11 protein-coding genes are annotated in these 11,869 nt (G+C 56.6%); 4 read left to right on the top strand and 7 right to left on the bottom strand.

What is annotated here, in order from left to right; all coding sequences use genetic code 11:
- A partial coding sequence (locus HP459_RS16355) for a nucleoid-associated protein (protein WP_171936493.1) occupies positions 1 to 302 on the top strand: 302 nt, incomplete at its 5' end.
- Between the two features lie 51 nt (positions 303 to 353).
- On the opposite strand, the gene rplY is transcribed toward HP459_RS16355, so the two are convergent.
- Positions 354 to 638 carry a 50S ribosomal protein L25 gene (gene rplY, locus HP459_RS16350; protein ID WP_022648733.1) on the bottom strand — a complete coding sequence of 95 codons (285 nt, stop codon included), beginning with the start codon at positions 636 to 638 and terminating at the stop codon, positions 354 to 356.
- 125 nt (positions 639 to 763) lie between these two features.
- Complete coding sequence (locus tag HP459_RS16345; protein ID WP_022648732.1) at positions 764 to 2,524, bottom strand: DEAD/DEAH box helicase; 1,761 nt, start codon at positions 2,522 to 2,524, stop codon at positions 764 to 766.
- Between the two features lie 151 nt (positions 2,525 to 2,675).
- Here HP459_RS16345 and rsuA point away from each other — a divergent pair, with 151 nt between their 5' ends.
- From rsuA to HP459_RS16330, 3 genes are all read left to right on the top strand, one after another.
- A complete protein-coding gene (rsuA, locus tag HP459_RS16340; RefSeq protein ID WP_171936492.1) occupies positions 2,676 to 3,383 on the top strand; it encodes a 16S rRNA pseudouridine(516) synthase RsuA in 708 nt (235 codons plus the stop codon).
- Between the two features lie 15 nt (positions 3,384 to 3,398).
- Positions 3,399 to 4,598 (top strand): Bcr/CflA family multidrug efflux MFS transporter, encoded by a 1,200-nt coding sequence (locus HP459_RS16335; protein WP_022648730.1) that lies wholly within the window; start codon positions 3,399 to 3,401, stop codon positions 4,596 to 4,598.
- A 276-nt stretch (positions 4,599 to 4,874) separates the two neighbouring features.
- Positions 4,875 to 5,219, top strand: coding sequence for a YejG family protein (locus tag HP459_RS16330; RefSeq protein ID WP_003859372.1), 345 nt, complete (start codon positions 4,875 to 4,877; stop codon positions 5,217 to 5,219).
- A gap of 3 nt (positions 5,220 to 5,222) precedes the next feature.
- Here the strand turns inward: HP459_RS16330 and yejF are convergent, their stop codons facing one another.
- The 5 genes from yejF to HP459_RS16305 all read right to left on the bottom strand — a co-directional run.
- Positions 5,223 to 6,812, bottom strand: coding sequence for a microcin C ABC transporter ATP-binding protein YejF (gene yejF / locus HP459_RS16325; RefSeq protein ID WP_045620897.1), 1,590 nt, complete (start codon positions 6,810 to 6,812; stop codon positions 5,223 to 5,225).
- A 1-nt stretch (position 6,813) separates the two neighbouring features.
- Entirely contained in the window at positions 6,814 to 7,839 is a 1,026-nt protein-coding gene (locus HP459_RS16320; RefSeq protein WP_023306620.1) for a microcin C ABC transporter permease, read from the bottom strand.
- The gene (locus tag HP459_RS16315) at positions 7,839 to 8,933 is read right to left on the bottom strand and encodes a microcin C ABC transporter permease YejB (protein ID WP_003859369.1); all 1,095 of its coding nucleotides are present in this window, start codon (positions 8,931 to 8,933) and stop codon (positions 7,839 to 7,841) included. The genes HP459_RS16320 and HP459_RS16315 overlap by 1 nt, the downstream gene beginning before the upstream one ends.
- A 9-nt stretch (positions 8,934 to 8,942) precedes the next feature.
- Positions 8,943 to 10,748, bottom strand: a complete 1,806-nt coding sequence (locus tag HP459_RS16310) for an extracellular solute-binding protein (RefSeq protein ID WP_171936491.1) — start codon at positions 10,746 to 10,748, stop codon at positions 8,943 to 8,945.
- Positions 10,749 to 10,823: 75 nt separating this feature from the next.
- The coding region (locus HP459_RS16305; RefSeq protein WP_171936490.1) for a cyclic di-GMP phosphodiesterase at positions 10,824 to 11,869 on the bottom strand (1,046 nt) is incomplete at its 5' end.

The raw sequence follows: 11,869 nt of genomic DNA, 5'->3' as shown, positions 1-11,869 counted from the left end.
CCGGGGAAGAGATTGAGCTGGAGTCGCTGTCCAAAGAGCTGGCGGGCGTCAGCGAAGTCAGCTTCCAGGAATTTACCGCGGAAAAAGGCTATGAGCTGGAAGAGAGCTTCCCGGCGGATCGCAGTACGCTGCGTCAGCTGACGAAATTTGCCGGTAGCGGCGGTGGGTTAACCATTAACTTTGATGCCATGCTGCTCGGGGAACGTATCTTCTGGGATCCGGCGACCGACACGCTGACCATTAAAGGCACGCCGCCGAATCTGCGCGATCAGCTCCAGCGTCGCACCTCAGGCGGTAAGTAGCGGCCATAAAAAAACCCCGCAGAAGCGGGGTTTTTCTCGACAGGTTTGCGATTACGCGCGAACGAAGTCGATGTGAGACAGTTTTGGCTTGAACGGGTGACGCTGAACAGCCTGAACTTTCACTTTTTCTTCTTTACCGCCAACAACGATGGTCAGAACTTCGCTGTAGAATTCAGCTTTGTTCTGCATGTTCCACACTTTGTCGTGATCCAGTTCGATTGCAACTGGAGCAGCTTCGCCACCGTAAACGATAGCCGGGAACTTGTTAGCGTTACGCAGGCGGCGGCTCGCACCCTTACCCTGCACGTTACGTACTTCTGCTTCGATAGTGAACATTGATTTCTCTCTGTATTTAAAACCCTGCTACAGGCGACCCAGCAGCAGGTGAGTGTTCTGCCTCACGGATGTGAAGCGGGCGGCATTTTATACTCAAATGGCTCGCGCATCAACGAAAAGTCCCGTTAACCGCGCAATTCGTTTGCCCGGCGAAAGCGTCCTTCATAGTCAAAGACCTTCTCACGCACCTGCCAGAACTGCCCTTTTTTACGGGCGACAACAAAATCAGGATGGCGCAGCAGCGCCTGCTGGCGCACGATATCGGCAACGGTTATCCAGCGCAGCGGCACGCCGGGCGTGCGGGTATGCGGGCGGATAAAGAGCTGTTCGAACGCGGTGCGCTGGGCGGGCGTCTGGACCCTGAACCGCTCGCTGACGTCTGCGCCGTCCTCGTCGTAATAGGTAATCTTTAGCCACTCGCCTTTTTCATCCGCACCGGGCTGTAAGACCATGCCGGAACAGCGCAGCACCAGCGCATCTTTCAGTTTCAGCGCCGCTTTCAGCATGTCATCCGGGTCGACCAACACCGTGTCACACTCCCGACAGCGGCGGGCAGCGATATCGTTCTCGGCGTTGCACTGCGGGCAGTTTTTGAAGCGGAAGCGGAAATCACACTGTTCGCGATGGCCTTCATCGTCTTCAAACCAGCCCTGACAGCGGCGGCCAAAATGTTCGATCAGCGTGCCGTCGGCGGTAGTTTTGCCCCAGAAAGTGTTGGCAAACCCGCAGGCCGGACAAAACACCTGTACCGGCACGTTGTCGCTCTTGCCTTTTGGCGTGCCCACTTCCGGGGAGTAGAGATCGTGCGGATTACCGGCATAATCGAGGATCAGACAGTCGGTTTTGCCCGGTGCCAGGCGCAGGCCACGGCCGACAATCTGCTGATACAGGCTGACGGATTCGGTCGGGCGAAGAATCGCAATCAGGTCAACGTGCGGTGCGTCAAACCCGGTGGTTAATACGGAGACATTCACCAGGTAGCGGAACTGCTGGGCTTTGAAAGCCTCAATCAGGCTGTCGCGCTCCGGCCCGGGGGTTTCACCGGTAATTAACGCCGCGTCGTTGGTGGGCAGAAGCCCCGTGATTTCACGCGCGTGTTCGACGGTAGCAGCAAAAATCATCACCCCTTTGCGCGTTTGCGCAAACTCTTCAATCTGGCTGATGATATGCGGCGTGATCCGCTTCTGTTTTTTCAGCTCATGGTTAAGATCCGCCTCGCTGAACAGCCCATTGCTCTGCGCCTGTAAGCGGCTGAAATCGTACTGCACGACCGGCATATCCAGCCGCTCCGGTGGCGTCAGATAGCCATGCTTGATCATGTAGCGCAGCGGAAGCTCATAGATACAGTCGCGGAACAGGGCCTTTTCATCGCCACGCACCATGCCGTGATAATGAAACTGATAAATCCAGCCCTTGCCCAGACGAAATGGCGTGGCGGTCAGGCCAAGCAGGCGTAAGTGAGGGTTCACCTCTCTCAGATGAGTGAGGATTTGCTGATACTGGCTGTCGTCGTCATCGCTGATGCGGTGACACTCATCGACAATCAGCAGGGAAAACTCGCTGCGAAACAGGTCCAGGTTGCGCGCAACGGACTGTACGCTGCCAAACACCACTTTCCCGTGGCTCTCTTTGCGCTTCAGCCCGGCGGCAAAAATATCGGCCTCCAGGCCGAGCGCGCAATATTTGGCGTGGTTTTGCGCCACTAGCTCTTTTACGTGCGCCAGCACCAGCACGCGCCCGCGAGCCAGGCGCGCCAGTTCGGCAATCACCAGGCTTTTACCGGCTCCGGTCGGGAGCACGATGGCGGCGGGTTCCCGGTGCTTGCGAAACCAGGCGAGGGTGGCATCAACGGCTTCTTGCTGATAGGGGCGTAGTGTGAACGTCATGGCTTCTCTATTCAGTTAACTCGCATATAGTATGCCACGAAACTTTTTCCCTTGAGTGGCGCAACCAGACCATTATACTGAACTGTTTCTGACTGCTTCTTTTTCGGACGCGTAGTCCGACTTCCAGCACCATTAAGGCTAAAAAGATTTCATGCGACTTGATAAGTTTATCGCTCAGCAACTCGGCGTAAGCCGCGCTATTGCCGGGCGTGAAATTCGCGCCAGCCGCGTAACCGTGGACGGCGACATTGTGAAAGACAGCGCTATTAAACTCCAGCCTGACCACCAGGTGGAGTATGACGGCAACCCGCTGACCCAGCAGAATGGCCCGCGCTACTTCATGCTCAACAAACCGGAAGGTTACGTCTGTTCAACGGACGATCCGGATCACCCGACGGTGCTCTACTTCCTCGACGAACCTGTGGCGCACAAGCTGCATGCGGCAGGGCGACTGGATATTGATACCACCGGCCTGGTGCTGATGACCGATGACGGTCAGTGGTCGCACCGCATCACCTCCCCGCGCCATCACTGTGAGAAAACCTATCGGGTGACACTTGAGTCGCCGGTCTCGGATGACACGGCAGAGCAATTCGCGAAAGGCGTTCAGCTGCATAATGAAAAAGATCTGACCAAACCGGCGGTGCTGGAAGTCATTACCCCAACGGACGTCCGTCTGACCATCAGTGAAGGCCGTTACCACCAGGTGAAACGGATGTTTGCCGCCGTGGGCAACCACGTTGTGGGGCTGCATCGTGAACGTATCGGCGCGATTGAACTCGATCCAGACCTGGCGCCAGGGGAATATCGCCCGCTGACGGAAGAAGAGATTGCCAGCGTCGGGCTGCTTTCACGCTAAATTCAGGAGAACCCTGTGACCACCAGGCCACACTCGTCGTTTAAAATCGTATTTATCCTTGGCCTGTTGGCCATGCTGATGCCGCTGTCTATCGATATGTATCTGCCCGCGCTGCCGGTGATTTCCGCGCAGTTTGGCGTACCGGCAGGCAGCGCACAGATGACGCTCAGCACCTACATTCTTGGTTTTGCGCTCGGCCAGCTCTTTTATGGCCCAATGGCAGACAGCCTGGGGCGCAAACCCGTTATTCTGGGCGGGACGTTGATATTTGCCGCGGCGGCGGTGGCCTGCGCGCTGGCGCAGAGTATCGATCAGCTGATCGTGATGCGTTTCTTCCATGGCCTGGCTGCGGCTGCGGCAAGCGTGGTGATTAACGCGCTGATGCGCGACATCTACCCGAAGGAAGAGTTCTCACGCATGATGTCGTTCGTCATGCTGGTCACAACCATTGCGCCGCTGGTCGCCCCCATGGTGGGCGGGGCGGTGCTGGTGTGGTTCAGCTGGCATGCGATTTTCTGGATCCTGGCGATTGCCGCGCTGCTGGCCTCGGTGATGATCTTCGTCTTTATCGATGAAACGCTGCCGGTCGAGCGCCGTCAGAAGTTTCACGTCCGCACCACGCTTGGCAACTTTGCCTCGCTGTTTCGCCATAAGCGCGTGCTGAGCTATATGCTGGCCAGCGGCTTTAGCTTTGCCGGGATGTTTTCGTTCCTGAGCGCGGGGCCGTTTGTGTACATCGAACTGAACCATGTGTCACCCCAGCACTTTGGTTACTACTTCGCGCTGAATATCGTGTTCCTGTTTGTGATGACCATTATCAACAGCCGCTTTGTCCGGCGGGTCGGGGCGCTGAATATGTTCCGCGCCGGGCTGTGGATCCAGTTCGTGATGGCTATCTGGCTGGTATTGAGCGCATTGTTGGGCGTAGGTTTTTGGGCGCTGGTGGTGGGCGTGGCGGCGTTTGTTGGCTGCGTCTCGATGGTCTCATCCAACGCGATGGCGGTGATCCTCGACGAATTCCCGCATATGGCGGGCACCGCCTCGTCGCTGGCAGGGACGTTCCGTTTCGGGATTGGCGCGATTGTCGGGGCGCTGCTCTCAATGGCGACGTTTAATACTGCCTGGCCGATGCTGTGGGCGATTGCCCTCTGCGCGACTTGCTCCATCCTCTTCTATCTTTACGCCAGCCGGCCCCGTAAGACGGCGCATAAATGAGCACTTAAGGCCCGAAACGGGCCTTTTTGTTGACCCATATCAACCAACCCTCGGTTCGTTTACCCGGTGTTTGTTTCTTTTATGTAAAATCTATTTATGTAAAAAGTCACATCATTGTATTTAAAAAGGTTGAGTTAGATCGCAGAAACGGGTACATATAGCGCCGACGCGAGCCTGCAACGCCTATAAAATCCGCTAAACAGTGCAGGTTGGCGATGATGTGTTACTATAAATGTAAATAAATTGTGAAGTAAATTTGCTTCCGGGGATCTGAACGTGAATACATTACAACTCTCCATTGTCCATCGCTTGCCCCAGAGCTATCGCTGGTCGACGGGTTTTGCAGGTTCGAAAGTTGAACCGATTCCGCAAAGCGTTGCCGGGGAGGATAATTGTCTGGTGGCGCTCAAGCTGCTTAGCCCGAGCGATGAAAATGCGTGGCCGGTTATGGAACGTCTCAGCCAGGCGCTGACGGACATCGAAGTAGACAGCTCCGTGCTGGAATGCGAAGGTGAGCCGTGCCTGTTTGTTAACAGCCAGGATGAATTTGCTGCGACCTGCCGTCTGAAAAACTTCGGCGTGGCCATTGCCGAACCGTTCTCCGGTCAATATCCTTTCTGAGTGCTAGTCAGCGGACAATAGCTGGCGCGTGTAATCCTGCGCAGGCGCAGTGAATACGCGCTGGCACTCTCCCTGCTCAACGACTTCTCCCTGCCGCAATACCACCACCTGATGGCAAAGCGCACGCACCACCTGTAAATCGTGGCTGATAAAGATATAGGCCAGCCGATGCTTTTCCTGTAGCCCCTTCAGCAGCGCCAGAATTTGCGCCTGCACGGTGCGGTCCAGTGAAGAGGTAGGCTCGTCCAGCACGATCAGCTCCGGTTTCAGGATCAACGCGCGGGCAATCGCTATACGCTGGCGCTGTCCGCCGGAAAACTCAGCCGGATACCGGTGCCGGGTCTCGGGATCTAAACCCACTTCCGCCATCACCCGCTTCACGTCGATTTCACGCTGTTGTGCCGTCAGCGCGGGCTGATGAACGCGCAGGCCCTCTTCAATAATCTGCAATACGCTCAGCCGCGGGTTCAGCGAAGAGTTCGGATCCTGAAAGACCACCTGCATCCGCGGGCGGACGGGCAGCATTTGCCGGCGGCTCAGGTTTTGCAGCGGCATGCCGTCAAAGAGAATGCTTCCCTGCGAGGCGATCAGGCGCAGCAGCGCCAGGCCGGTGGTGCTTTTGCCCGAACCGGATTCGCCCACAAGCCCAAGCGACTCGCCCGGACGCAGAGAGAAGCTCATGTTTTTCAGAACATGATTGTGATCGACCACGCGACGCAAAATGCCTTTGCGGATCGGGAATGACACCGACAGGTCCTCAACCTTCAGCAACGGTGCGCTGTCAGCGTTAAGCGGAATCGGGTCGCCAGAGGGTTCGCTATCGAGCAGGCGCTGTGTATACGGGTGCTGAGGCGCGCTCAGCAGGGCAGTTGCCCTGTTCTGTTCGACGCAGCGGCCGTTTTGCATCACGGCCACCGCGTCAGCGAGCTTTTTCACGATGCCCAGGTTATGCGTAATAAACAGCAGGCTCATGTTCAGCTCGTCGCGCAGTTCACGCAGCAGTTGCAGAATTTGCGCCTGCACCGTGACGTCCAGCGCGGTGGTGGGTTCATCCGCAATCAACAGTTCGGGGCGCGTCAGCAGCGCCATCGCGATCATCACGCGCTGGCGCTCGCCGCCGGAAAGCTGATGCGGGAAATCGTTCAGCCGTTTCGCCGCATTACGAATGCCGGTGCGTTCAAGGCAGTCCAGAATTTCCCCCCGCGCTGCCTCTTTACGCATTCCCCGATGAAGTGACAGCACTTCATAGAGCTGTTTTTCCAGCGTATGCAATGGATTGAGCGACACCATCGGCTCCTGAAAAATCATGGCAATCTTATTGCCACGAATGCCGCGCAGGGTTTGCTCATCAGCGTTCAGCAGGGATTGTCCATGGAACAGAATATCCCCGTGCGGATAGCTGACCGGCGGGGAAGGGAGCAGGCGCAGCACCGACAGTGCCGAAACGCTCTTACCGGAGCCGGATTCCCCGACCAGCGCCAGCGTCTCTCCGCGCTGGATCTGCAACGATAAATCCGTCACCACCGGGCGAGATTCGCCCTGTTTTGAAAACGCAATCGACAGATTTTCTATGCTCAGAAGAGGCCGGGTCATGTCATACCGCCTTGTTGGGATCGAAGGCATCGCGCACGGCTTCGCCAATAAAAATCAGCAGGGAAAGCAGCACAGCCACGGAGAGGAATGCGGCGATGCCCAGCCAGGGGGCCTGGAGGTTGTTTTTGCCCTGCAACAGCAGTTCGCCAAGAGACGGTGAGCCCAGCGGCAAACCGAAACCAAGAAAATCAAGCGACGTCAGGGTGGTAATGGAGCTACACAAAATAAACGGCAGGAAGGTGAGGGTCGCCACCACCGCATTGGGAAGCATGTGACGGAAGATAATTGCGCGATCGCTCACGCCTAATGCCTGCGCGGCGCGAATATAATCGTAATTTCGCGTGCGCAGAAACTCCGCGCGCACCACGCCGACCAGTGCCATCCAGCCGAACAGGACGGTGATGCCTAACAGCCACCAGAAGCCAGGCTGTACTACGCTGGACAGCAGGATAATCAGAAACAGCGTCGGCATACCGGACCAGACTTCAATTACGCGCTGCCCCCACAAATCGATTTTTCCACCGTAATAGCCCTGCATGGCGCCCGCCACGACGCCCATCACGCTGCTAAAGAGCGTCAGAAGCAGCCCAAACAGGAGCGAGATGCGGGTGCCATAGAGGATGCGCGCCAGCACATCGCCGCCGTTGGCGTCCGTTCCCAGCCAGTTCTGCGAGGAAGGCGGGGAAGGGAAGGGGGTGGACGTGGCGTAGTTAATACTGTTCGCGCCAAAACGAATCGGTGCCCAAAGCGCCCAGCCGTGCTGCGCGATCTGTTCACGTAACCAGGGATCCTGATACTCGGCTGGCGTCGCAAACGGACCGCCAAAATCGCTTTCGCTATAGGTAGTAAGCACCGGCACGTACCAGCGATCTTTGAAATGCACCAGCAGGGGTTTATCGTTGGCAATCAGTTCGGAACACAGACTTAAGGCAAACAGGACGGCGAAGATCCATAGCGACCAGTAGCCGCGACGGTTGTGGCGAAAGCGCGCCCAGCGGGCCTGATTGACGGGGCTTAAACGCAACATCAGCGGCCCTCAAAATCGATACGGGGATCGACCAGCGTATAGCTGATATCGCTGATGATATTCAGCAGCAGGCCGATCAGGGTGAAAATGTACAGTGTGCCAAACATCACCGGGTAATCACGGGAGACGGTGGCCTCATAGCCGAGCAGCCCTAAACCGTTGAGAGAGAACATCACTTCTATCAGCAGAGAGCCGGTAAAAAACATACTGATGAACGTGGCGGGAAAACCGGCAATCACCAGCAGCATGGCGTTACGAAAAACGTGCTTCCACATAATCTGCTTTTCACCGACGCCTTTGGCGCGCGCGGTGACGACGTACTGTTTGCGGATCTCATCAAGAAAGGCGTTTTTGGTCAGCATCGTAAGCGCCGCAAAACCGCCGATAACCGTCGCCAGCACCGGAAGCGTGATGTGCCAGAAGTAATCGGTTATTTTCTGATACCACGGCAACGTGCTGAAATCCGCAGAGACCAGCCCGCGCAGCGGGAAGAGGTCGAAATAACTGCCGCCAGCGAAAAAGACAATCAGCAGCACGGCAAACAGAAACGCCGGGATAGCGTAGCCGATGATAATGAACGTGCTGCTCCAGATATCAAAACGGCTACCGTTGTAGACCGCTTTGCGGATCCCCAGCGGAATGGAGACCAGATAAATAATCAGCGTCCCCCACAGTCCGAGCGTGATGGAAACCGGCAGGCTTTGCTTGATCAGGGTTAGCACCGAGGCGCTGCGAAACAGGCTGTCGCCAAAATCGAAACGGACATAATCCCAGAGCATCCTGAAATAACGCTCGTGCAGCGGCTTGTCAAAACCATAGCGATGGGTGATCTCGGCGATCACCTCCGGATCCAGTCCCCGACCGCCCCGGTAGTGGCTTTCGCTGATATTGCCCACGCCCGTCCGGGCATGGCTGGCCCCCATTCCTTCACCGCCGCCGCCCGGCATGCCGCCAGCGTGACCAAATTCTATGGCCGCAATCGCCTGGTCCACCGGGCCGCCGGGGGCAATCTGCACGATAAAAAAGTTAATGGTAATGATGGCCCATAGCGTCGGGATAACCAGCAGCAGCCTGCGGATAAGATAAGCGCCCATCGTCACTCCTCAACGCCGCGCTGCGGGCAGTTTTGCGGCTTTATTCACGTCATACCACCACGTATCAAAACCAAGCGTATAAACCGGGCGAACGGCGGGCAGGGAGAATTTGTCCCAGCGGGCCACGCGATCTTCACCCATGTACCACATCGGCAGCATGTAATAGTTCCAGGTTAACACCCGGTCAAGCGCGCGCCCGAGCGGCAGAAGTTTCTCTTTATCGCCCTGAGCGGCAACGATTTTCGCGATCAGCGCATCAATCACCGGACTCTTTACCCCCGGAGCGTTGTAGGAGGAGTCGATATACCCCGATGCCCAGGAGATTTGCAGGTCTGAACTCGGCCACGGCTGGGCAGCCCACAGGGTTTGCATCATGTCGTAATCGCGACTGCGCTTGCGGTTGGTCAGCTGGGCAATATCGACCTGGCGGATATTCATGGTCACCCCAAGACGGGCAAGGTTCTTCTTAAACGGCAGCACCCACTGATCGTTTGCGCCGGAGGCAATCAGCAGTTCGAAGCTGAGCGGCTTACCAGTTTTAACATTTACTCGTAGCCGATTTTTCAACACCCAGCCAGCGTCATCCAGCAGTTTGCTGGCTTTCAGCAGGTTGTCCCGGTCGAACCCGTTTCCGTCGGATTGTGGCGGTTCAAATAGGCGGGTGAACACTTCCGGCGGGAGCTCCGCTTTCATTGGCGCCAGCAAAACCAGCTCGTCCGCGTGGGGATAATCACGGGCGGCATATTCAGTATTCTGGAAATAGCTGTTCGCCCGGCTGTAGGCTCCGTAAAACAGCGCTTTGTTCATCCATTCGAAATCAAACGCCAGGGTAATAGCTTCACGCACCCGACGATCGGAAAAAACCGGGCGCTGAATATTAAACGCCAGCCAGCGCGTGTCCTGCGCGGATTCGTTTTTATGTTCGTCTTTAACGATATAGCCTTTCGCGAAATTTTTTCCGATATACCGGGTCGCCCAGTTTTTGGCGCTGTTCTCGACACGTAAATCAAATGCGCCTGCCTTAAACGCCTCGAAGGCCACGTTATCATCCAGGTAGTAGTCGTAGCGGATTGTATCGAAGTTCCAGCGGCCCCGGTTTACCGGCAGCGTGGCTGCCCAGTAATCTTTCACGCGGGAATAGATCACGTACTGGCCCATTCGCCAGTCGGTAATGCGATACGGTCCTCCGGCCAGCGGCGGGGAAGAGAGGGGATCGCTCAGCTTATGGTTTTTCCAGAATGATTCGGGCATGACGGGCAGGGAGAACAGGCTCAGCATATTCTCTTTGTTTGGCTCAGGGAGTTCGATTCGCACGGTCAGCGGGGCGATGGCTTTCACCGTGGTGCCCTTGTACACCAGACGAAACTGCGGCACGCCTTCGGTCATAAATTTATGAAAGGTGAACGCCACATCGCGGGCGCTAACCGGCGTACCGTCGTGAAAACGCGCCCGCGGATTAATCGCGATTTCTGCCCAGCTAAAATCATCGGCGTAACGCACGTTCTCAGCGACCAGGGGATAATAGCTGCCGGGCTCGTCGTCGGAGGTGACGAACAGCGTGTCATAGAGGGATTCGGTACGCGCTGCCGCCACGCCGCGCAGGGCGAAGCGGTTAAAGTTGTCAAACGTTCCGGTCGCGGAAAGCGTCACGTTCCCGCCTTTCGGGGCGGCGGGGTTCACATAATCGTAGTGAGTAAAGTTGACCGCATACTTCGGCTCGCCAATGACGGCAAAGGCCGTGCTCTCTTTGATGGTCTGCGCCTGGCTCGACAGGCTCACCAGCGCCAACAGCATCAATACAACGCGCATAATCATAGTGCGGCGGATCCCTTTGTTCACAGGCAGGCTCGGTTGAGGAGAATAATAAGGGACAGCGCCGTGATTGTGAAATTATTCCCCGAGCGTGATGTCGGGTTGCCACGTCCTGAACTGCTCCAGCGGCATTGGTCGGCCGATCCAGTAGCCCTGAAGATAGTTCACGCCATGCTCGCGCAGCCACGCCGCCTGCTCGGGCGTTTCAACACCCTCGGCGACGGTTAACATATTCAGGCGTTCTGCCAGCGTCAGCACCGCGTCAAGCACTGGCGAGGTAACGGTTTCAGTCCCGATGGCATTCACGAAGCCACGGTCAATTTTCAGGTAATCCATCGTGAAGCGTTCCAGATAGATCAGCGCGCTGTGGCCGGTGCCAAAATCATCGATGGCGATTTCAAAACCTTCATTGTGCAGCCATTCAAACAGCTGATTTGCCTCGCGGTGGTTGATCATGTCGCGCTCGGTTATTTCCAGCACAATCTGGAAGTGATCGGGCGGAAGGGCAGCGGCAAACGCGCGCATATCCTCCTTAAAGCTTTCCGCATGCAGATGACCGGGCGCGATGTTGATCCCAAACTTGGCACCAGGCGGGAGCACCGTTTGCAGGACAGGGGCATCGCGGATAATCAGGTCAAAAAGATGCAGCGTCAGCGGGACAATCAGCTTCTGCGCTTCAGCGAAGTTAATAAAGGCATCCGGTGGAATTTCGCCCATCACCGGGTGCTTCCAGCGCATCAGGACTTCCAGCCCGGTCATTCTGAGCGACTGCGCATCCACGACGGGCTGATAGACCACGTAGAACTGGTCGTGCTTGATGGCCGTAAGGATCTCTTTCCCGGGATTCAGACGGATAGTGAGAATATAGAAATTCAGCAGACCTGCCGCAATACCGCAGACCAGGCCGAAGAACACGGCGTAGAGCAGTTCATCGGTCTTCCAGGCTTGCGCATAGACGTTAACGGTCAGAGGAATATTTTTCAGCGTGGCGGTGCGGGCAGGGACCTCAGGCAAATCCCGCGCCTGAACCAGCATTCCGGACTGGGTGGATAACGCGGAGTCGCCAATGACGATCGATATTCCGGAAAATTCATCCTGACGTGACGTATAAAGAAGGTAAGGCG

Origin of the sequence: Enterobacter sp. CM29 (assembly GCF_013179605.1) — a bacterium.
Classification (GTDB): domain Bacteria; phylum Pseudomonadota; class Gammaproteobacteria; order Enterobacterales; family Enterobacteriaceae; genus Enterobacter; species Enterobacter intestinihominis.
The sequence above is the reverse complement of the archived record's forward strand: the minus strand, read 5'-3'. Positions and strand labels throughout refer to the sequence as shown.